23 protein-coding genes, 2 pseudogenes and 1 riboswitch are annotated in these 22895 nt (G+C 35.6%); of the genes and pseudogenes, 8 read left to right on the top strand and 17 right to left on the bottom strand.

The genetic code is table 11. From position 1 onward, the window contains the following. Positions 1-18: 18 nt before the first annotated feature. From trpS to thiD, 5 genes are all read left to right on the top strand, one after another. A complete protein-coding gene (gene trpS, locus J4T76_RS02320; RefSeq protein ID WP_267339515.1) occupies positions 19-1014 on the top strand; it encodes a tryptophan--tRNA ligase in 996 nt (331 codons plus the stop codon). Positions 1015-1157: 143 nt separating this feature from the next. After that, positions 1158-2519: a Trk system potassium transporter TrkA gene (trkA, locus tag J4T76_RS02325; protein ID WP_267339516.1), complete on the top strand. Its 1362-nt coding sequence runs from the start codon at positions 1158-1160 to the stop codon at positions 2517-2519. A gap of 35 nt (positions 2520-2554) precedes the next feature. Next, positions 2555-2657: riboswitch (TPP riboswitch) on the top strand. Between the two features lie 57 nt (positions 2658-2714). Further along, positions 2715-3503: a hydroxyethylthiazole kinase gene (thiM, locus tag J4T76_RS02330; RefSeq protein WP_267354465.1), complete on the top strand. Its 789-nt coding sequence runs from the start codon at positions 2715-2717 to the stop codon at positions 3501-3503. A 9-nt stretch (positions 3504-3512) separates the two neighbouring features. Beyond that, the gene (thiE, locus tag J4T76_RS02335) at positions 3513-4160 is read left to right on the top strand and encodes a thiamine phosphate synthase (RefSeq protein ID WP_267354466.1); all 648 of its coding nucleotides are present in this window, start codon (positions 3513-3515) and stop codon (positions 4158-4160) included. 11 nt (positions 4161-4171) lie between these two features. Further along, positions 4172-4966: a bifunctional hydroxymethylpyrimidine kinase/phosphomethylpyrimidine kinase gene (thiD, locus tag J4T76_RS02340; protein WP_267354467.1), complete on the top strand. Its 795-nt coding sequence runs from the start codon at positions 4172-4174 to the stop codon at positions 4964-4966. A gap of 324 nt (positions 4967-5290) precedes the next feature. Here thiD and J4T76_RS02345 read toward each other — a convergent pair whose 3' ends face one another. From J4T76_RS02345 to J4T76_RS02355, 3 genes are all read right to left on the bottom strand, one after another. Beyond that, positions 5291-5746 carry an STY0301 family protein gene (locus tag J4T76_RS02345; protein ID WP_267339520.1) on the bottom strand — a complete coding sequence of 152 codons (456 nt, stop codon included), beginning with the start codon at positions 5744-5746 and terminating at the stop codon, positions 5291-5293. Positions 5747-5905: 159 nt separating this feature from the next. Continuing rightward, positions 5906-6391, bottom strand: a complete 486-nt coding sequence (locus J4T76_RS02350) for an STY0301 family protein (protein WP_267345202.1) — start codon at positions 6389-6391, stop codon at positions 5906-5908. Between the two features lie 254 nt (positions 6392-6645). After that, on the bottom strand, positions 6646-6849 hold the full coding sequence (locus J4T76_RS02355; RefSeq protein ID WP_267339522.1) for a heavy-metal-associated domain-containing protein: 204 nt from the start codon (positions 6847-6849) through the stop codon (positions 6646-6648). 455 nt (positions 6850-7304) lie between these two features. Between J4T76_RS02355 and J4T76_RS11810 the strand changes: the two are divergent. Further along, positions 7305-7445: pseudogene (locus J4T76_RS11810) on the top strand (hypothetical protein); the annotation flags it as partial. Positions 7446-7766: 321 nt separating this feature from the next. Here the strand turns inward: J4T76_RS11810 and mnmE are convergent. The 3 genes from mnmE to J4T76_RS02370 all read right to left on the bottom strand — a co-directional run bounded on the left by mnmE (position 7767) and on the right by J4T76_RS02370 (position 10442). After that, entirely contained in the window at positions 7767-9131 is a 1365-nt protein-coding gene (gene mnmE / locus J4T76_RS02360) for a tRNA uridine-5-carboxymethylaminomethyl(34) synthesis GTPase MnmE (RefSeq protein WP_416380327.1), read from the bottom strand. Between the two features lie 128 nt (positions 9132-9259). Beyond that, entirely contained in the window at positions 9260-9853 is a 594-nt protein-coding gene (locus J4T76_RS02365; RefSeq protein ID WP_267339524.1) for a YdcF family protein, read from the bottom strand. Between the two features lie 10 nt (positions 9854-9863). After that, positions 9864-10442, bottom strand: a complete 579-nt coding sequence (locus J4T76_RS02370) for a DNA-3-methyladenine glycosylase I (protein WP_267339525.1) — start codon at positions 10440-10442, stop codon at positions 9864-9866. Positions 10443-10646: 204 nt separating this feature from the next. Between J4T76_RS02370 and J4T76_RS02375 the strand changes: the two genes are divergently transcribed. Then, a complete protein-coding gene (locus tag J4T76_RS02375; RefSeq protein WP_267355743.1) occupies positions 10647-11999 on the top strand; it encodes an MFS transporter in 1353 nt (450 codons plus the stop codon). 88 nt (positions 12000-12087) lie between these two features. On the opposite strand, the gene gorA is transcribed toward J4T76_RS02375, so the two are convergent. The 11 genes and pseudogenes from gorA to ribH form a co-directional block, all read right to left on the bottom strand. Beyond that, positions 12088-13440, bottom strand: a complete 1353-nt coding sequence (gorA, locus tag J4T76_RS02380; RefSeq protein WP_267355745.1) for a glutathione-disulfide reductase — start codon at positions 13438-13440, stop codon at positions 12088-12090. A gap of 282 nt (positions 13441-13722) precedes the next feature. Continuing rightward, positions 13723-15147, bottom strand: coding sequence for a bifunctional D-glycero-beta-D-manno-heptose-7-phosphate kinase/D-glycero-beta-D-manno-heptose 1-phosphate adenylyltransferase HldE (gene hldE / locus J4T76_RS02385; protein ID WP_267339528.1), 1425 nt, complete (start codon positions 15145-15147; stop codon positions 13723-13725). A gap of 47 nt (positions 15148-15194) precedes the next feature. Then, positions 15195-15965 carry a twin-arginine translocase subunit TatC gene (gene tatC / locus J4T76_RS02390; protein WP_267345198.1) on the bottom strand — a complete coding sequence of 257 codons (771 nt, stop codon included), beginning with the start codon at positions 15963-15965 and terminating at the stop codon, positions 15195-15197. Positions 15966-15979: 14 nt separating this feature from the next. Then, a pseudogene (tatB, locus tag J4T76_RS02395) lies at positions 15980-16303 on the bottom strand (Sec-independent protein translocase protein TatB); the annotation flags it as partial. A gap of 3 nt (positions 16304-16306) precedes the next feature. Further along, positions 16307-16519, bottom strand: a complete 213-nt coding sequence (tatA, locus tag J4T76_RS02400; RefSeq protein ID WP_416380320.1) for a twin-arginine translocase TatA/TatE family subunit — start codon at positions 16517-16519, stop codon at positions 16307-16309. Positions 16520-16588: 69 nt separating this feature from the next. Next, complete coding sequence (ubiB, locus tag J4T76_RS02405) at positions 16589-18130, bottom strand: ubiquinone biosynthesis regulatory protein kinase UbiB (RefSeq protein ID WP_267355747.1); 1542 nt, start codon at positions 18128-18130, stop codon at positions 16589-16591. A gap of 14 nt (positions 18131-18144) precedes the next feature. Continuing rightward, entirely contained in the window at positions 18145-18921 is a 777-nt protein-coding gene (ubiE, locus tag J4T76_RS02410; protein WP_267339532.1) for a bifunctional demethylmenaquinone methyltransferase/2-methoxy-6-polyprenyl-1,4-benzoquinol methylase UbiE, read from the bottom strand. Between the two features lie 360 nt (positions 18922-19281). Further along, the gene (nadR, locus tag J4T76_RS02415) at positions 19282-19806 is read right to left on the bottom strand and encodes a multifunctional transcriptional regulator/nicotinamide-nucleotide adenylyltransferase/ribosylnicotinamide kinase NadR (protein WP_267339533.1); all 525 of its coding nucleotides are present in this window, start codon (positions 19804-19806) and stop codon (positions 19282-19284) included. Positions 19807-19962: 156 nt separating this feature from the next. After that, entirely contained in the window at positions 19963-21018 is a 1056-nt protein-coding gene (locus J4T76_RS02420) for a TrmH family RNA methyltransferase (RefSeq protein WP_267339534.1), read from the bottom strand. A 21-nt stretch (positions 21019-21039) separates the two neighbouring features. Then, the gene (gene nusB, locus J4T76_RS02425; RefSeq protein WP_267339535.1) at positions 21040-21459 is read right to left on the bottom strand and encodes a transcription antitermination factor NusB; all 420 of its coding nucleotides are present in this window, start codon (positions 21457-21459) and stop codon (positions 21040-21042) included. Positions 21460-21463: 4 nt separating this feature from the next. Then, positions 21464-21934 carry a 6,7-dimethyl-8-ribityllumazine synthase gene (ribH, locus tag J4T76_RS02430; RefSeq protein ID WP_267339536.1) on the bottom strand — a complete coding sequence of 157 codons (471 nt, stop codon included), beginning with the start codon at positions 21932-21934 and terminating at the stop codon, positions 21464-21466. A gap of 381 nt (positions 21935-22315) precedes the next feature. Here ribH and lpcA point away from each other — a divergent pair, with 381 nt between their 5' ends. Further along, positions 22316-22894, top strand: coding sequence for a D-sedoheptulose 7-phosphate isomerase (lpcA, locus tag J4T76_RS02435; RefSeq protein WP_267355749.1), 579 nt, complete (start codon positions 22316-22318; stop codon positions 22892-22894). Position 22895 lies beyond the last annotated feature (1 nt).

Raw genomic sequence — 22895 nt, forward strand, 5'->3', positions numbered from 1 at the left:
CCAGATTAGGAATAAATTATGAGTAAACCGATTGTATTTAGTGGCGCTCAGCCCTCAGGCGAACTAACACTTGGCAACTATTTAGGGGCTTTAAAAAACTGGGTAACTTTGCAAAGCGAATATGATTGCGTTTATTGTATCGTCAATCAGCACGCCATTACTGTACGTCAGGATCCGCAAAAACTGCGTAAAGCAACACTTGATACATTAGCCTTATATTTAGCTTGTGGTATCGATCCGAAGCAAAGTACTATTTTTGTACAATCACAGGTACCCGCTCATGCTGAACTGGGTTGGGCATTAAACTGTTACACCTATTTTGGTGAATTGAGCCGTATGACGCAATTTAAAGATAAGTCTTCTCGTCATTCTGAAAATATTAACGCTGGACTGTTTGATTATCCTGTTTTGATGGCGGCAGATATATTATTATATCAAGCCAATTTAGTACCTGTTGGTGACGATCAAAAACAACATCTTGAATTATCACGCGATATTGCGATGCGTTTTAATGCACTTTATGGTGATATTTTTTCTGTACCTGAGCCATTTATTTCTAAGGTTGGCGCGCGGGTCATGTCATTACAAGACCCAACCAAAAAAATGTCTAAATCAGATGAAAATCGCAACAATGTGATTGGTTTACTCGAAAATCCTAAAGATATTGAAAAGAAAATTAAACGGGCAATGACCGATTCTGACGAACCACCAGTAGTACGTTATGATTTAAAAAATAAAGCTGGCGTATCAAACCTGCTCGATATCTTAACAGGTATTACCGGTAAACCAATTGCTGAACTTGAAAAAGAGTTTGAAGGCAAAATGTACGGGCACCTCAAAACCGAAGTGGCAACTCAAGTGATTGATATGTTAACCGCATTACAAACTAAATATTACCAATTTCGTAATGATGAGAATTATTTACTTTCAGTCATGCAAGAAGGGGCAGAAAAAGCACGCTCCAAAGCCAAACCAACCTTGAAAAAGGTTTATGATGCAATTGGTTTTGTATAAACAATAAGCCATTAACTGCTAAACCAAAAAACTGATAGTTAAAATTCAAAATTATTACCTATCACAAAAAAATAGTATAGATTGGCTTTAATTAATGGATATGATGAGTAACGATTAAAGTCATCTGAATATATGGGTTGGTTATGAAGATTATTATTCTTGGTGCCGGACAAACAGGCAGTGCTTTAGCTGAATACCTTGTTACCGAAAAACAAAACGATGTCACTGTAATTGATGAAAATCATGATAAATTGCAATCTTTACAAGAGCGTTTTGATTTACAGGTCATTTGTGGCAAATCATCTTACCCACAAGTATTAGAAAGCGCTGGTGCTGAATCGGCTGATATGCTGGTTGCCGTCACTAATTCGGATGAAGTCAATATGATGGCTTGCCAAATAGGTCATGTCATGTTTAATATTCCGCAAAAAGTCGCACGCATTCGCGCACCAGAATATAATGACGAAAAATATTCGTTCTTTAATAAAGATTGCATTAATATCGACCATATTATTGCTCCAGAGAATCTTATTACCAATCATGTCAGTCAGTTAGTACAATATCCAGGATCTTTACAGTTTGCTTCTTTCTACGATAATCGTGTATGTTTGGTTGCAGTCACTGCCTATTATGGTGGAGCATTAGTCGGAAGTGAACTGTCTGAACTGAAAGAACATTTACCCCATGTTGAAGCTAGGGTTGTTGCAATATATCGAAAAAACCGCTTTATTCGCCCATTAGCTTCCACACTTATTGAGGCTGGTGATATGGTCTATTTCATTACTCCACCTAGCAACATCAAAGCAGTAACAAGTGAATTACAGAGACTTGAAAAACCTTATAAGCGTATCATTATTAGTGGCGGTGGCGGCATAGCGGTTGCCCTAGCCAAACGTTTAGAAAATGATTATCAAGTCAAATTAATCGAACGTAATGCTGAGCGTGCCGAATTAATTGCCGAACAATTGGTCAATACCACTGTTTTACATGGTGAATCGTCAGATCAAGAGCTACTATCACAAGAACAAGTTGAACTGACTGATCTATTTATTGCCGTAACAAGTGACGATGAATCTAACATTATGTCATCAATGCTGGCTAAAAGAATGGGCGCAAAAAAAGTTATTGTTTTAATTCAAAAGCAAGCCTACCTTGAACTGATTAATGATAGTGTTATTGATATTGCTATTTCACCACAACACGCCACTATTTCAGAGTTATTAAGTCATGTAAGGCAAACAGGTGTAGTCAAAGTTGTCTCTTTAAGGCAAGGTGAATCAGAAATAGTAGAGGTGGTAGCTCAGGGGGATAAAGACAGTTCCAAACTGGTTGGTAAAAATATCAATGGTTTAAAGTTACCTTCAGGTGCCACTATCGGTGCAGTAGTGCGTGGGGAAGATGTGATTATCGTTAATACCGATCTAACCATTGAAAGTAACGATCATCTTATCATCTTCTTACCCGACCGTCGTGATATAACTGATATAGAAAAATTATTACAATAGCTTGTGTTAAATTTTTAGTCAGTCCATAATAAATACTCTTTGACTCGGGGTGTTTTTTGTAAAGTACAAAAAACTGAGATTTTACCCGTTGAACCTGATCTGGATTATACCAGCGTAGGGAAGTCTCAGCCTTGAAAATTCTAGATTGGCCACTCTTCCCTTAATTAATTTTAAACATCGTAGTAAGGAAAGAATATGTCTGCCATCAATACTCTACAACTAGCTCAAGTTAGGCCTTTTATTGATCACATAAAACAACGATCTCCATTAATACATTGTATTACTAATGATGTCGTACAGAACTTTACCGCCAATGTCTTATTAGCGATTGGTGCATCGCCAGCGATGGTCATTGCGGAACAAGAAGTTGCTACTTTTGCACAAATTGCCAGTGGTTTATTAATCAATGTTGGTACCATTCATAGCAGCAGTGCGCAAAGTATGTTATTAGCCGCTGCTAGCGCTCAACAAAATCAAACACCATGGGTACTTGATCCGGTTGCTATTGGGCCTGCGCTCGCCTATCGCAGTGAAATCGTCCAACAATTATTAGCTTTTAAGCCAACAGTAGTGCGTGGCAATGCATCAGAAATATTGGCATTAAATGGTGAGACCACATCTGCTAAAGGTCCTGATGGTCAAGACTCCACCGAATCTGCTTTAAATGCAGCTAAAAAGCAAGCACTAAAACATCAAACCATTATTGCTATTACGGGCGATATCGACTATATCACCAATGGCACGGAAACTTATAGCATCAAAGGTGGCGATATTACATTAACTAAAATTACAGGCACCGGCTGCTCGCTCTCTGCCATGGTTGCAGCGTTTATTGCCGGATCAACTAATCCCTTACTTGCAGCGGCTTCAGCTTGCTTTATGATGAAAAAAGCTGGCGAGCTTGCCAATAAACATCAAGGATTAGGCACTTACTCTGTGTCATTATTGGATAAGCTTTCACTATTTAACTCATTATATGTATAAAGAAATCACATGAAAAAACAACTCGATTTAAGTCTCTATTTAGTATTAGATCCAATGTTATGCGGTGGCATTAAAGGCATGATAGAAACCACCAAAATAGCTGTTGCCAATGGGGTAACGGCAGTACAATTAAGATCAGAACATGACTTTTCTGGCAAAGATTGGTATCACACCGCACTGGCATTAAAAGAGCTGCTAAATGACACTACCGTCCCCTTATTGATTAATGATCATGTCGATATTGCCCTAGCCGTTGATGCCGATGGTGTCCATATTGGGCAAAGCGATTTACCTGTCGATGTTGCCCGTAAATTAATCGGTAATGATAAGTGGTTAGGATTTTCGGTCGCCAATCGTCAACAACTGAATGCGGTTCCATGGCAACTTGTCGATTATATTGGGATTGGTCCTATTTATCCTACCACCACTAAACAAGATGCAGAACCAGCAATAGGCATGCCACAATTATCCCAATTAGTTAAGCTAAAACAATGCCCTGCTGTCGCTATAGGCGGTATTAATACCAACAATGCCACACAAATACTACAAACCGGCATTGAAGGTATCGCGGTGGTGTCAGCTATTTGTGGTCAAAAAAATGTACAACAATCTACGTTATTGCTACTCGAAAAAATACAACCAATTAAATTAAGATAGGAAGAAAAATTATGACAACAGTGGCCTTAACAATGGCCGGTTCTGATCCAAGTGGTGGTGCCGGAATTCAAGCCGATTTAAAAGCCTTTTCTGCGATCGGAGCATATGGAATGTCGGTAATAACAGCGCTCACGGCCCAAAGTACCCAAGGAGTAAATGGTGTGATGGCAATCGATCCCGAATTTGTAGCCGCACAATTTAACACCCTTTATCGTGATATCAAAATTGATTCCGTAAAAATAGGTATGTTAATGAATAAAGAGATTGTGACTACGGTTTATCATCTATTAAATGATAATCCTATTGCCAATATAGTGCTAGATACCGTAATGATTGCTAAAGGTGGACATTCACTTTTAAAATCTGATGCAGTTAAAGCAATTCGTGAATTACTATTACCTTTAGCCACGGTAATAACACCTAACTTACCTGAAGCTGCTGCCTTACTGGAATGTGATGAGGCAAAAAGCGAAGATGAAATGCAACAACAGGGGCATGACTTATTAAAATTCGGCTGTAAAGCGGTATTAATAAAAGGTGGGCATTTGCAAAGTCAAGAAAGCCCCGATTATTTAATCACCCCAACAAGAACCATCAAAATGGTATCATCACGCATCCAAACTAAAAACACTCATGGCACAGGTTGCACATTATCAGCAGCAATTGCAGCTTTGTTACCAACACATAATTTAGAACACACCGTACGACAAGCAAAAGAATACTTGCAAGGTGCGATAAGTCATGCGGATGATTTAAAAATTGGTCAAGGAATTGGACCAACGCATCATTTTTATCGATGGTGGTAAATGAAGTTTTTAATGAATATTGACAACAGGTGTAACTAATAAGATGATTAATACAATTTTTAAACATAACGACACAGTAGTACGGCATAGATACTCAAAGTATTTTAATTTTGATTAATAATTGAAATCAACTATCTATTAATGCTAATAAACCAATAACAACGAAAACTACAGGAATTAAAATCGTTATTGCACGTAGCATAAATCCAAATTACTTTTTAAAAAATAAATTTTTAAGTATAAGAGCAATGATTAAAATAACTTTGATAAAGCCCTTCAGTGCAACATAATTTTATATTAAAAGAATCTCCACATTACAAGGAATTAATGGCGATTCTTTGATTCACTCACACTACAGTGGAGCGTACCTTGTTTTACATTTTCATCTTCTGAATAAATAACCCAGCAACTCTTCATTGAAGGGTCAATTTTTTTGGTTATTGCAATTCCACTCTCTGCATATACACAAACAGCATAATAAGGGGCAGTATCTTCAGCATTATTGACTCTCCACACTAATTGCTGTTTAAAGCCATCACTTGTGCCAGATACGGGCACTTGCGCAGCTTTTTTCACAGGATTATCATAATAAAGTTCTAAATTTAAAAAAAATGAAGTAACAGTTTTATCTTCAGATACATCCCATCCATCGGGCTTATCTTCAACTTTTTCTTTAAAGGTGATCTCTTTTGGACAATCTATCTGGTACGCGTTCACAGTAAAAACGCTCGCTAACCAAGCGATAATTATCATAGTATTGCATAATCTTTTCCATGTCATATCCTATGTCCTCTCTAAACTGTCTTTACAATTAATAATTAGAAAAACAGGTTAATATTGTAAATTGTCATGATAATTTGATTAAAATAGTAAATAGATATCATTAAATTTTTAAAAATTAGATTATTCATTATCTTGTTTTGATAATAAAATTCTTACCTAATTTTTTGTATCGCTCGTTTTATTTGTAGTGCAGTTAAGCGAAACAACATTATTTACTACTTTTCCGTATTTATCCTCAGAATAAAAACTTTTGCATATATTCACTGAACGATCTATTTTTTTTATCATTTCGATTTTACTTCCAACATAAATACAGTCGACATAAAAAGGAATATCATCTATAGGTCGACTGACCTGCCAGGTAAGCTCAAATTGTTTACCCCAATTCTTACGACCAATTAAAGTTTCTTCTGGCTTTTGTTGAATCTTTTTAACTGGTTTATTGTAATAAACTGCTATGCTTAAAGGTTCATATATAGCACCATCTTCACTCTCAACAACCTCCCATCCATTTGTCAGATTTTCAACATATTTTTTGACTTTCAGTTCTTTTGGACATTCAATCTGATAAGCATTCACAAAAAAAACTGCTGCCAACCAAGCCATTGAAGCAACAGTAATACGTAATATTTTATCATCCATATTATAGATCCTTTAAAATTAGCACATTATCACATATACCAAATTTGCTATTATTTCAGATGATTATGCCAACACCATGAGAAAAATCAAGAAGAATTAATATGTTATATATTGGGGAAAATATTGATTTTTAAAAAAATAAACTAAACTTTTGGAGAAGATGGATGTTTAAATCGATTTTGTGTGATAAAAAAGGCGATTTTTTAGTTTAATCGCCTGAATTTATTAATATTATAAGTTTATATTATTAATTTCTAATACGAGATACCCACAAATTCAAATCCCGCTTCATTAACTGCTAAAATGGCTGCTTCTTGTGAGATCGTTCCTCCTTCTATATCAACTTCATGCTTAGTAAGATTTACAGTCACTCTCGCTTTAGGATCGATATCGTTGATTGCTTTAGTAATGGTATTTACACAATGTTGACAACTCATATTATCCACAATTAATTTCATAATGAACCCCTTATAGTTATTAAATAGTTTAACTACATTCTATCCTACTCACATCATAGAAAATGTCAGATTTTCTCTATACTTTTGATGCGTTGTACAAAACGATTTAGTTAGTTTTAGCCATCAGCTAAGTTAAACATATTGATTATATTACGCCAAAACTAACCAAATCCAAACCGACAAAAAAATAAATTGAACATGTTAATTTCAATTTAACGTTATTAAATTAAATACAAGAACCAATAAAACTGACATTGCCGCACAATTAGTATAAATAATGATACCCATATTAGACGGTTGAATAACCGGCAGATTATTTTGCAATTATATTTTCAAGTCATACACATCTTCCAATATAAAATTAAATAAATCATAGGATCAACAAAAATTGGAGGTATTGTATATATATTAAACGAATGAGTTGTTGTGATTGATTTGTATGCAATTTTTTAATTTTTCTTGGCTTAGGATTTTATGCCACACCATCGATTGACACAGCAATATCTAGCGCCTATAAAGATAAAGTTGGTATTGCATCAGGAATACCTAAAATGGCAATCTCATTAGGCGGTTCATTTGGGGTGGCAATTTCGGCATGAATCTATTCAGTAAGTATTGCCTGAGATCAATGTGTAACTATAGGTGTTGCACTAGAACTATGGTTCAATGTGGTATTTTGTCTCTTATGTTTTATCTCAATTTTAGTTTTAATTTTAATTTTAGTTTCAAATAATGCTGGAAAAAATAAATAAGTCAGCTTAATTTTTCATAATTTTACTATTTACTATAGGGTCGAAATTTTAAACTCTATACCTATTTTATAGAAGATAGATGAATTCAACCTATAAAGCTCAAAAAGCAATATAGGTTGAATATTGAAGAATCTCCAAAAAGGAGATTAATTTATAACGCTCAACTTATTTGCCAATACAAAATGAACTGAATATTCTTCCTAATAAATCATCAGAAGTAAATTGACCTGTAATTTCACTTAAGGCTTCTTGAGCTAGTCTGAGCTCTTCAGCTAATAGTTCACCAGCATGAAATGTCGCGAGTTGGTATTTACCATTATTTAAATGCTCTGAGGCTTTTTCAAGTGCTTGCAAGTGGCGACGCCGAGCTAAAAAACCACCTTCTGTGCTGCTTGAAAAGCCCATAGCTTGTTTTAGATGATCACGCAATAGTGTTATACCTTCACCCGTTCGAGCTGATAATTGTATGAGCGCATACCCCTCTTGTTCGCTATAATCAAGTATTTCGCCGGTTAAATCAGCTTTATTGCGAATTACGGTTATAGGAATATTTTTAGGTAATCGTTCAATAAATTCTGGCCATAATTTTTCTGGATTGGTTTCACTAGTAGTTGTGCTATCAACCATAAATAAAACGCGATCGGCTTGTTCTATTTCTTGCCATGCACGCTCAATACCTATACGCTCTACTTCATCACTGGCCTGACGCAGTCCAGCTGTATCAATGATATGCAAAGGCATACCATCAATGTGGATATGTTCTCGCAGTACATCACGGGTAGTCCCTGCAATATTAGTAACAATAGCAGCATCACGCCCAGCTAGAGCATTAAGCAAACTGGATTTTCCCGCATTGGGTCGACCAGCAATGACCACTTTCATGCCTTCACGTAATAATGTGCCTTGTTTGGCTTCCTGTCGAACTTCATTAAGGCGAGTAATAACATCGTTAAGTTGCGCCTCAATTTTACCATCGGATAAGAAGTCAATCTCTTCTTCCGGAAAATCGATAGCCGCTTCGGTAAAAATGCGTAAATGGATCAATGCTTCAACCAACGCATTCACTTTTTTAGAAAATACGCCTTGCAAAGATGATATCGCTGATTTTGCTGCTTGTTCTGAACTGGCATCAATTAAGTCAGCAATAGCTTCGGCTTGGGCTAAATCAAGTTTATCATTTAAAAATGCCCTTTCCGAAAATTCACCCGGTTTGGCAATGCGAACGTTAGCTATTTCAAGTACGCGTTTTAAAAGTAAATCTAAAATAACAGGACCACCGTGTCCTTGCAATTCAAGCACATCTTCACCAGTGAATGAGTGCGGATTAGGAAAGAATAACGCTATACCTTCGTCAAGTGTTGAGCCATCATTCGCTAAAAAGGGAAGATATTCGGCATACCTTGGTTTAGGTAATTTACCTAATACTGCGTGTGCAATCTCTTGCGCTTTCGGGCCTGATATACGCAATATGCCCACCCCCCCACGCCCTGGTGGCGTTGCTTGTGCAACAATTGTATCTGATTTCATAATTTTGTTTATAGCTAAATTAAATTGAATAGTTAATAATATCATGGACGCCCGGCAAAAACAGCTGTGACTATCGCTTTTGCTGAGCAGTTATTCGCTAATTTTAGCGTATTTTATATATCATTTTGTGGTTAATTTGTAAGTTTTGTATTGTCATCAGGATGATCAAAGAGCCAAGAGTTTGCTAATGCAAGCGGCTCACGAATTAATGCCACATATTTATCAGCATCATTAAATGCTAATGGTGCTGATAAACCTGATACATCATTAACACCTGAACGTTTGGCAAGCATTATTGAACGCAAAATATGAAAATCATTGGTGACCACTACCGTTTTCCCCAAAGGTAATATCCGATTTGCAAAAATAAATTGCTCAGCAGTGCGCCTTGACTTATCTTCTTGATAAACTCGGTTTGCATCAATTCCTTTGTCGATAAGATATTTTGCCATTACACTGGCTTCAGCTGTGGACTCATCTTCACCTTGTCCGCCACATACTATCACTTTAGTTTGAGGATTTTTATTGAGGTATTGGACAGCAGCATCTAATCTGTCCGCTAAAGTAGGTGGGGCTATAGCGGGTGTACCCGTGACTTGGGCCCCCAATATAACCATTGTTTGAGCATGTTGACTTGGTTTTTGCTGAGCATAAATATAGATAACAATGTTACAGACGATAAAATAGATTAATATGAATAAAAAACCAAACTTTAGTAATTTCATTATCATAACCCTACTCTCCTAGTTTCATTTTTTTAAAACAATTTTCAACATGATCATCGACAAGTCCCATTGATTGCATAAAAGCATAGCATATAGTTGAACCTACAAAAGAAAATCCACGTTTTTTTAGCTCTTTTGACATTCGATCAGACATATCGGTATTAATTGGTACTTCGCTTTTATCTTTAAAGTGGTTGATTATTGGTTTATTATCAACAAAAGACCAAATAAATTGTGAAAAATTCTCACCATTTTCCATCATATTTAAATAAGCATGAGCATTGTTAACAATACTATTAAGCTTTAAACGGTTGCGAATCAATCCTTTATTCTCAAGCAGATGTTCAATATCTTCAGGCCTGAGTTGGATGATTTTACAAGGGTCAAAATTAAAAAAACAACGACGATATTCATCACGTTTTTTTAAAATAGTAATCCATGATAATCCTGCTTGTTGCCCTTCAAGACAGATTTTTTCAAATAATTTTAAGCTATCATATTGAGCAACGCCCCATTCATTATCATGATAATTAATATAAATTTGATCGTTTAACAACCAATCACAGCGCACTTTTTTAATATGATTCATTCTTATTTTCATCCAAATTATTTAATATTTTAAAAATATTTATTCGATTAAATTATAAATCAAACCCTCGGTTTTATTGCATACATTAAATTTTTTTATGACGGAAAAAAAGCCAAATTTTTGTGGCAGAATAATTTCTACATTTAAAAAGATCAAAAAAGATAGTTTTTTTCTATCTATCTCAAATAAATAGAAGGTTTTTTCATGAGTCAATCTGAAATCAATGCCCAATGGCAACCCAATGCTCGACCATTAAATAGTAAGGATTTTAAAACATTAATCTTGTCATCTTTAGGTGGAACCCTTGAATTTTATGACTTTGTTATCTACGCACTATATATTGATACCATTGTCAAACCACTGTTTTTACCTCATACCTTATCCCCATTAACATTAGATTTGTTTGCCTGGGGTATTTTTGCTGCTGGTTATTTGGTTCGTCCAATTGGTGGTATTATTATGGCACACTTTGGTGACAAAGTAGGTAGAAAACAGATGTTTACCCTAAGTGTAGCAATGATGGCGCTACCAACCTTTATTATTGGTGTGTTACCAACATACGAAACAATTGGCATTTTTGCACCATTACTATTGTTAGTAATGCGTATGCTACAAGGTGCCGCAATCGGAGGGGAAATGCCAGGTGCTTGGGTATTTATTGCAGAACATACGCCAAAACAACGTTATGGTTTAGGCGTTGGCACTTTAACCTCTGGTATTACGGGTGGTATATTACTTGGATTTTTCGTCACAATTATTATTGATCTCTATTTTACTAACCAAAGTATTTTGGATTTTGCATGGCGTATTCCATTTATTATTGGTGGTATTTTTGGAGTCATTTCCGTCTATTTGCGCAAATTTTTATCTGAAACGCCAATTTTTAAAGAATTAGCAGCCCGCAAAGCTTTAGAAAAAAGCATTCCAGTTGTAACTGTGTTAAAAAAACATAAAAAAGCTTGTTTGATTGTTGCTTTATTAACTTGGTCATTATCAACTGCAATTATGGTTGGTATTTTAATTACCCCAGGGCGAATTGTTGGCGGTATGTATCATTTTACTAACCTTGATTGGCGCATTGGTGGATGCATCGCAGCATTAACATTATCTATTGGATGCATTATTGTTGGTTGGTTGGATGATAAATTAGGTACAGCAAAAACCGTTATCCTAACTTGGGGAGGTTTAGCAGTAATTAGTATCTATTTTTACAGTTCACTAAGCGCAGATATATCATTAACTAAACTTTATTCTATTTGGGCAATATTTGGCTTATTTATTGGAGCAATCGCAATGACACCAATTATAAGTACTAGAACGTTCCCACCAGCTATTCGTTATTCTGGATTATCGTTATCTTATAATTTAGCTTATGCATTGTTTAGTGCAATTACACCGACTTTAACAATCTATTTATTAAGCCCTGATCATATGTTAGGCGCATATAGTTACCTTGGTGCAGGTATTTACATCTCGTTTGTAGCATTAATAGCAATAGGTATAGGTTTTCATCCGCTTGCTCAACATGGATGGCATAGTGATTCAGCCGATTGTTAACCCATAAATGCCATAATCGCGAAAAAGCAATAAAAGCAAATAAAGCAGGATAATTACCCTGCTTTTTTTATTACTTCAATCGTTACCGTTAACGCATAGTAACGAACTCTTCTGCAGCTGTCGGGTGGATAGCGACGGTGCTATCAAAGTCTTTTTTAGTAGCACCCATTTTAAGTGCTACAGCAAACCCTTGCAACATTTCGTCCATACCATAACCTATACCATGTATTCCAACAATTTTTTCATCCGGTCCAACACAAACCAATTTCATTCGGCAAGGTTGGCGATGACTTGTCACAGCTGTATACATAGCAGTAAAGCTTGAGGTGTAAACTTTGACGTTTTCATCACCGTATTCTAAAATCGCTTGCGGTTCGGTTAAGCCTACAGTGCCAATAGCAGGATGTGTAAATACCACGGTTGGAATGTTAGTGTAGTCTAGATGTTCATCAGGTTTGTTATTGAACAATCTTTCCGATAAACGACGCCCAGCGGCAACAGCGACGGGAGTTAGCGCCATTGCACCTGTATCATCACCAACAGAATAAATGCCAGGTACGTTCGTATTTTGGAATTTATCTACTGTAATAAATCCTTTATCATTAACTTCAATACCTGCAGCAAATAAATTCATATCCTGTGTAGCGGGTTCACGACCTATTGCCCAAATTAAACAATCAACAGTATAACTTTCACCATTTTCTAGGGTTAAAGTTAAACTACCATCGCTATTTTTAGTGACTGATTGTGGAATGGCAAAAGTATGTAGATGCTGTCCTTCAGCAGTTATCACTTCCATTAGCGTTTTAATAATCAACGGATCAAAAGATCTTAATGGTGTTGCTTGACGAATAAATTGATGCGTTTCGGATCCTAATGCATGCACAACTCCAGCGATTTCACAAGCAATATATCCTGCACCAACAACAGCAACTCGTTTAGGCAAGGATTTTAATGCAAAAAAACCATCCGAGGTAATGCCATATTGTGCGCCAGGGATATTGGGTACAGTCGGTTTACCCCCTACTGCAATTAAGATATGATCGGCACTATAGAGTTCACCATTTACTTCTATTGTATGGGCATCGATAAATTTAGCATAACCATAAATGATATCAATATTGTTATTAGTTAAAACACGATCATAAGATTGATGAATACGATCAATATAGGCATTTCGGCTATCAAGTAATTTATCCCAGCTAAATTGGTTAATAGTTGCATCAAAGCCATAATCTGGACCGTAGTGATTAATCGCTTCGGCAATTTGTGCCCCATACCACATCACTTTTTTAGGTACACAACCTACGTTAACACATGTTCCACCTAATAATTTTGCCTCTATAATTGCACATTTTTTACCGTATGATGCCGCTCGGTTTACTGATGCTATACCACCACTTCCACCACCAATTGCTATATAATCATAATGTTTAGTCATTAAATAACCTCTATAAACTTTCTCTAATTTATCTAATAGCTTTGCACAAAGTGAATAATAAAAAAAGTGTTAATTATAAAATTTAATAATAGATATTAACGATTGATCTTACCTATATTGAATAAAAAACCAATTTATTAGTAGTTTAGGTACTAAGAAGATATTTAATTCTATTAACTGCTTATCATTAATATTAAACAGAGAAGAGTATAAAACATTGATTAGTGTAATTTTGACAAACAATCGGCTACTTATCTCAGTAACCGATTGTATCATAGAAAATTAGCGGTTTTTTATTGCATTAATAATGTGGGTGGTTGAGCAACCATCTTCAAAATTGAGGACTTTTACTGTACCACCAGCAGCAGTGACTTCTTTGCCTCCAGCAATATCTTCAGGTTTATAATCGCCACCTTTGACTAATACATCTGGCAAGATTTTGGCAATTAGACGTTGTGGAGTTTCCTCTTCAAATGGCACCACCCAATCAACAGAATCCAGTGCACCTAGTACAATCATACGCTGCATAAGTGGATTAATGGGTCTTGATTCACCTTTTAATTGTTTTACCGATGCATCACTGTTAACAGCAACGATGAGACGATCGCCGAGTTTTCTCGCATTAGCAAGGTAAGATACATGTCCTGCATGCAGAATGTCAAAACAACCATTGGTCATCACGATTTTTTCGCCACGCATACGCGCTTTTCTAACTTCTTCTTTAAGCTCATCTTCAGTCATTACACCAAAACCATCATCTGATCGAGCACGGATGGCGTTGCTAAGTTCAACTTGTGAAACTGTTGATGTGCCCAGTTTACCAACCACTACACCTGCTGCAGCATTGGCTAGGAAACAGCTTTCTTCTAATGATTGACCTGCCGCTAAAGCAGTAGCTAATGTAGCAATAACCGTATCACCTGCGCCAGTTACATCAAAAACTTCCTTAGCTTGGGTTGGTAGATGATAAATCGGTTTGTTTAATTGCAACAAAGTCATCCCTTTTTCACTACGAGTAACTAATAGTGCTTTTAGATCATATTGTTCAATCAGTTGATAACCTTTTTCTACAATATCTTCTTCTGTTTGACATTGACCGACTACGGCTTCAAATTCCGACATATTTGGAGTCAATAATGTAGCACCACGGTAACGTTCAAAATCCGTACCTTTAGGGTCGACCAATACCGGAACATTAATTTGATTAGCCAATTTTATCATAGTTTGCACCGCTGATAACGCGCCTTTGGCATAATCCGACAAGACCATAACTTTATGTGTTTCTAATGCGGTTTGAATGCGTTCAAGCATAGACTTGGAATCAACATTGCCAAACCCTTCTTCAAAATCAATACGAATCAATTGCTGATTGCGAGATAAAACGCGTAATTTGGTAATAGTCGGATGTGTCGAAACTGATACAAAATCACATTGCACTTTATGTTTCATTAATTGTTCATTAAGAATTTTGGCCGGTTCGTCAATTCCCGTTAAACCAATTAGACGGGCATTACCACACAGTGAGGTGATATTCATTGCAACATTGGCAGCTCCACCAGGTCTTTCTTCTAATGCATCAATTTTGACCACCGGTACAGGCGCTTCAGGCGATATGCGATTAGTGCTTCCATACCAATAGCGATCGAGCATGATATCACCCACAACTAGTACATTAGCACGGTTAAAATCAGGTAATGACGTTTTCATTATGATTAGTTATCCTTACTGGTTATTTGAATCATAGCTATCTGTAATTACTTTTCATCATCATTCGATGCAAAATTATCTTCTTCACTGTCTTGGTGTTGACGTGGTTGGTAAAAACGAGCAAAGAAAGTACCAATTTCGAAAAGCAGACAGATAGGTACAGCTAATAAAATTTGAGAAAAGACATCTGGAGGTGTGACAAACATAGCAACAGCAAACACCCCGACAATAATATATGGGCGTTTTTTACGTAAGCTTTGAGGCGTAGTTATACCTGTCCAACAGAGTAATATAATGGCAACCGGGACTTCAAAAGCGAAGCCAAATACAATAAAAAGTGTCATCACAAAATCAAGATATTTCGTGATATCAGTATTAATTGCTACATCAACAGGTGCCGTATGAATAAAAAAATAAAATGCCAGCGGAAATACTACAAAATAAGCAAATGCAATACCAAGATAAAAAAGAATGGTGCTAGATACAATTAATGGCATGACCAGACGTTTTTCATGCTGATACAAAGCGGGGGCAACAAATCCCCATACTTGGTAAAGTACATAAGGAATTGAGATAAATATCGCTACTACAGCAGTTAATTTAATGGGGGTAAAAAATGGTGCAGCAATATCCGTTGCGATCATACTGCTACCTTGTGGTAGCTGGCTGATAAGTGGATTAGCCACAATATGATAAATTTCATTAGAAAAATAGAGCAAACCAGCAAATACGACTAGAATACAAATAATACAACGTAGCAGCCGTGCTCTGAGTTCGACAAGATGTCCAATTAAAGGTTGTGTAGCGTCGTCAGTCATGATTTATCTTTATCTGAGTGAATTTGAGGATCCAATTGAGTGGCCAAATCGATCTCTTTTTGTAACGATTCTGTTACGCGTTTTAAGTCATCAATGGATTCCTGAATTTCTGGAGTCAGAGATTTTAAACCGCTTTGTTCAGCCTTTTTTAAACTGTCTTGCAGCTCTTGCAATTTTAGTTCTTTGTTTAATTCCAGTTGCACTGTTGCTGACATGCGGCGCAATACTTTTATCCAACCAGCAACAGTTTTAATTGCAACAGGCAACCGCTCCGGCCCTAATACCACCAGTCCAATAATTAATAATAATAATAGTTGACCAAAGCTAATGTCAAACACGCGTTACTCTTTTTTAGAATTATTGTCATCGGTCGAATCAAGATTTTCGACTTTCGCTGAATTACTGCTTTCTGGCTTATCATCATCATTCATGGCTTTTTTAAAGCCTTTGATTGATGCGCCAAGGTCAGAGCCCAATGAGCGTAACTTTTTGGTTCCAAATAATAACACAACAACTGCAATTAATATGAGTAGCTGGGGTAGACTTGGCATCATGATATTTTTCTCCATTAAAGTTGATATTTAAATTATACACTTAAATGATAAGATTCCAAACAGTACCGATTAATGAAGTATGAACAGTACCATTCCAATAACACCGATTAAAGCAAGTATTGCCATTAAATATTGCTGACATCTTTTACTTTGTTGCAATTCTCGGTTAATTTGTTTTAGTTGGGCATTCATCTGTTTGGTAATTCGCTCATAATCATTCAATTTTACTGGTAATTGAGGCAAGATAGCACGCCACTGTGGTAGTGAAGCCCAAGCTTGTTGCAATAGCTTTTGCGCACTATATTTATCTTCATACCATTTTTCCAAAAAAGGTTTTGCGGTTTGCCATAAATCAAGTTCAGGATAAAGCTGGCGACCCAAACCTTCAATATAAAATAGTGTTTTTTCAAGAAGTATTAATTGTGGTTGGATATCCATCTCAAATTGACGTGCAACCTCAAATAGTTGCAATAAAATTTGTGAAAATGATATTTCAGCTAGTGGTTTAGCAAAAGCAGGCTCACAAACATTTCGCATAGCTCTTTCAAGAGCCATAATATCGGTTGTTTCAGGTACCCAGCCAGAAGCAATATAAGTTTCCGCTATTTTTCGATAATCGCGATTAAAAAAGGCTAAGAAATTTTCAGCAAGATAACGCTGATCATCTTCACTTAATATACCAACAATTGCACAGTCAATACCAATATAGCGAGGATCGTTAGGATCAGAGATATCAACAAAAATATTACCTGGATGCATATCTGCATGAAAAAAATTATCCCGAAATACTTGAGTAAAAAAGGCTTGGACGCCACGCTGGGCAAGTAATTTCATGTCGATATTGTGGTGCTTAAGCTGATCAATATTGGCAATAGGAATTCCTTTGATGCGTTCTTCAACAAGAACATTTTTACGGCATAAATTTTCATATACATAAGGGATATATAAAATATTACTATTGATAAAATTTGCTCGTAATTTAGCAGTATTGTAAGCCTCTTGCAGCAAATCGAGCTCTTTTAATAAAGTTGACTCATAATCACGCACAATTTCAATGGCGCGTAATTTCTCACCATGCTTTATACGCTTAGTAAATTGTTTTGCCACCCAATACATTAAACTAATATCGGCTTGAATTACTGGCAGAATATCAGGACGTAATACTTTTATTACGATTTCAGATTGGCTATGTTTTAAAATAGCCGTATGTACTTGTGCTATTGATGCTGATGCTAATGGCTTTTCATCAAAATTTGCAAAATAATAATCAATTGGTTGTTCAAGTGCTTGTTCAATAAGTTGTTTAGCAATTTTACCGTCAAAGGGGTCAACCTGATCTTGTAATTTTGCTAATGCATCAGCAATCTGTTTAGGTAACACATCACGTCGAGTTGAGATCATCTGCCCAAATTTTATCCAAACAGGTCCTAACTCCTGTAAGGCTTGACGTAAACGTTCGCCAATTGCTTGTTGCTTGGCCTTAGGTTTGACCCAAAATAGACAAAGCGATAAAAAGCGTAGCCAGTTTGATAATCGATGTGCTGGCAAAAGCTCATTTAAACGATAAGCATGAAATACTTTTATTATTTTATATAGTCGAAAAAATATCATTATCTGTCATCGCTTCAAAATTTAAAGCCAGTGTGTAATGCGACAATTCCACCTGTCATGTTGTGGTATTTAACATCAACAAAGCCTGCATTTTCCATCATTTTTTTTAAGGTATTTTGATTTGGATGCATGCGGATTGATTCTGCTAAATAGCGATAACTATCAGAATCATTTGCCACAATTTTGCCCATTAAAGGTAACATAGTAAAGGAATAAAGATCATAAGCTTTATTAAGAATTTTGTATTGTGGTTTAGAAAATTCCAAAATGAGTAAACGTCCACCTGGCTTTAATACTCGCCACATAGATTGTAATGCTTTGTCTTTATCAGTAACATTACGAAGACCAAAGGAAATGGTAATACAATCAAAATAGTTATCCGCGAAAGGTAATTCTTCAGCATTTGCCTGAACGTATTCAATATTTTTAAATAGTCCTTTATCACGCAGTTTATCACGTCCAACTTTTAACATGGATTCATTGATATCTGCTAAAACAACTAAGCCATTGTCACCAACAAGTTGAGAAAATTTTGCAGTTAAATCTCCTGTTCCTCCAGCAAGGTCTAACACTTTTTGACCTTTGCGAACACTGCTATATTCAATGGTGATTTTTTTCCAAATACGATGAATACCAAATGACATCAAATCATTCATTACATCATATTTATCCGCAACAGAATGAAATACATCGGCGACACGTTTGACTTTTTCTTCTTTTAAGACTTGTCGATAACCAAAATCAATTTTTTCTTGATTGTTATTATTTTGATTGTCAAATGATTGAGACATATAAATTTACCTATCATAAAGATTTAGCTTATTTTAACACAAGCATGAATAAATGTGATGAACTAAATCAAAATGATAACTTCATTTTAGATCTTTCCCTTCTTTTTTAAAAAGAAGTGTGTATTATTGGACTAACGTATCAAAATTAATATGATAAAATCAATTTATTGCTATTTTCTATTGCTATTGAATGGCATCCCCTATGCAAAATTGCAATGCGAGTACGGTCAGTTTTTTTAAGACAATGTTAATTATTGGAGTTAAAATCTCGCATTATATATACCATTACTGATATATTATGTAGTGTAAATGTAGGTGAATTTCAATAATAACTCATTGAATTTATCCAACAATAAATTGCTACTTTTTATCAAAAAATGGTTTAGCTGCATCAGCAATAAATGACCCATATTTATAAGGATTTTGACGAATTTGTGTCGCACTGATGTTCATAAAATTACGATCAGCATCAACAATAACTACTGGACAGCCGAAATAGAATTCATAATTTTTAACATCTTGTGGTTCACTAGTGAAGACAACATTAGGTTTAATGTTATGCTTAAATAAAATCTGTTTAACGCGATCGCTCCAATCTTTCCAGCCATTGGGATAAGACTCAATTCCCGCTTCATCTAAAACATGTACATGAATATTATGACGGTCTTTAAACGTTTCTTTCAACCATGAAAAGCGATCGCTCACTTGAGGTTGTCTTGGTAGATGGCTTTTCTCAAAAAGTTTCTTATCTCGTGTCGCTTCACAACCCAGAAAAACATGCAGTTCATCAACTTGCGTCATAGCTTGTTCAATTAAATAGATATGACCATAATGTAAGGGATAAAACTTACCAAAAATCATACCAATTTTGTACTTTGAGCCCATAATAAATACCAACACATTTATATGCTTTATTTGTTAACAATGTACAGAAAAATAGAGCGATTTCTAATCAAATATTGCTATAAAATATATTTCACCAAAAATTTCTCAGTTTTTTCAATGAAACGATATGATAATGATTGATAAATTCACAGTTCATTATCTATATAAATTTGATAATAAGATCCCTGTAGCCACTGAGATATTCAGCGCCGGCATATTATCATTACCTTTCAAATGTACAACGACATCAGCACAGTTGACCAGTTTCATATTAATTTGCTGAAAAATAACCAAAACAACTTTCTTATCAAATTGAACTTTATGTAACTCGCTAGAATCTATCGATTTAGTTTGACAAGGTAGCAAAGCAACAATTTGATAACCACGTTGCTTTAAGATATCAAGCGAAGCAAGAAAATCGTCACTTTTAATTGATTCTACTGCTTCAATGCCGCCTTCTGATACTCGCATTGCAGCACCGCTATCAAGCAGATTTGATTGACGTAACATGACAGCATTTACATCATAAAAAGCCGCACTTCTTATCAATCCACCTAAATTATGCGGATTATTAACATCATCAATAGCTAAAATACAATCCTTATTTGCATCACTTTTTTCATCTAAATAATTGAATAAAGTTAATGGAGCACGTTTTTTAGCAATTAAACAAACACCACCATGATGCTGTGTTTGAGTTATTTTATTGAGCTGTTCATTCGAAACAATATCATAACCTAAACGCTCCTGAACTAACCAGTTAATTAACTCTTTAAACTGGTAAGTCATCTCTTGGATAATAAATAATTTCACAATAGCGCTGCGTCGATGTTTGAAAACGGCTTTACAGCTATTTTCGCTGTAAACTAAGGTTTCTTCTTTACGTTGTCGATATCCATCATAACCAAATGTTGGTGTTTGGTCATTCGCACGTACTTTCTTCTGCCATGGCGAATCATGTTCAAATTCCGATGGAGATCGATTTAATTCTATAACAATACTCTGTTTTGCAAACTTAGGTCTATCACTGCGCGCTTGAAATGTTTCAATACGGTCATTACGATCGCGTTTCGGTTTAGACTGAAATGCATCATTTTTACGCCTCTCTTTCCATCCATTTGATTTTTCTTTATTAGCCCGAGAGTGTTTTTTCGGCTCGCTATGTTTAGCGTAAAAAATAGTTGGTTTACTTTTTTCAGTATTGTCGGTCATATCAATCTCACAATTAATCGGTTATCGCGTTCGGATGGTTGGCGCTATTTTATCTAATACACCATTAACAAATTTATGGCTATCAGCAGCACCGAATGTTTTCGTCAAGTCTATCGCTTCGTTTATTACTACTTTATAAGGCACATCCTGACGCTTTAATAATTCATAAAGTGCAATGCGTAATATGGCGAGTTCAATCTGACCTAGCTCTTCGACTTTACGCTCAGTGAGATAAGGTGCCATTTTTTCGTCTAATTCCACGGTGTTTTTAGCCACGCCATGTAATAGTTCACGAAAATACTTAGTATCAACACCTTTCATATCTTGTTCTGCAATAAAACTGGTCTCAACATCCGCAAGATCGTTTCTAGAAACTTGCCAAGAGTATATAGCCTGTACTGCACACTCTCTTGCTCGACGACGAGGATTAACTAATGCCACTAAATTACTCCTTAATTGCTTTGATAATATTTAGCATTTCTAATGCAGTTAACGCTGCTTCGGCACCTTTATTGCCAGCTTTTGTACCTGCACGTTCAATAGCTTGTTCAATAGATTCGGTTGTTAAAATACCAAATCCTACGGGAAGAGTATGATCCAAACTTGCACTCAATAATCCAGAACTTGATTCGCCCGCAACAAAGTCAAAATGTGCAGTGCTACCACGAATAACTGTACCTAACGCCACAATTGCATCGTATTTTTTTGATTGAGCTGCAACTTTAGCGGTTAAGGGAATTTCGTAAGCACCTGGCACCCAAATTACCGTAATGTTTTTTTCGTCAACTTGACCGATACGAGTTAACGCATCAACAGCACCATTGACCAAACTTTCATTAATAAATTGATTAAATCGAGCCACTATAATGGCAACTTTAGCATTAGGTGCAGCAACTTGACCTGTTACAGTTTGCATATTAATTCCTTATCTATTGATTTTAAATGCAATTTCACTATTTTTATTTGTGAAAATTTTCCGGAAAAATTGTACCACAATTTAACGGCTTATCCTATTAACAAATAACGCCTCCAACAAGCTTTATCTAACAATTTATTGGAAAAGAAATACAAATATTTTGTCTATTAATACAAAGTAATTTTTTATTACTTGTTAACAAAAAAATTCCTTTAATTTATCGACTCATTTATGCTCAATTCCTCTTCAATTTTTACTTAAACATATATCTTACCTGAAACTTTTTTACACAATTTGGCATTTAATTTTTATTATCACTTGCAAGCAGTTAGGAAAAAACTAAAATGGTAAAAAGCTTTTTTTACTTATGAGGTAAGACTGATGTATATTAATAATATTCGAAATGAATTAACCCAAGCTATTGAAGTATTAACAAACTTTGTTTCGGATGATAAAAATCTTGAAGTTATTCAACAAGCAGCGGTATTAATTGCCGATTCATTTAAGCAAGGCGGTAAGGTTCTATCCTGCGGTAATGGCGGTTCTCATTGTGATGCTATGCATTTTGCTGAAGAGTTAACGGGTCGTTTTCGTGATAATCGTCCTTCATATCCAGCGATTGCAATATCTGATGTGAGCCATATTTCATGTGTAGGTAATGATTACGGATTTGATTATATTTTTTCACGCTACGTGGAAGGTGTGGGTAATCAAGGTGATGTACTACTTGGCATTTCAACTTCAGGCAATTCAACTAATGTTATTAAAGCCATTGAAGCGGCTAAACAAAAAGGCATGAAGATCATTACACTCACTGGTAAAGATGGCGGAAAAATGAATGGTCTTGCTGATGTGGATATCCGTGTTCCGCATTTTGGCTATGCTGATCGCGTACAAGAAATCCATATTAAAGTTATTCATATTCTTATTTTGCTTATTGAAAAAGAGATGATCAAATAAA

The sequence above is a fragment of the Gilliamella sp. B3022 genome, assembly GCF_028751545.1.
In the GTDB taxonomy this organism is placed as follows: domain Bacteria; phylum Pseudomonadota; class Gammaproteobacteria; order Enterobacterales; family Orbaceae; genus Gilliamella.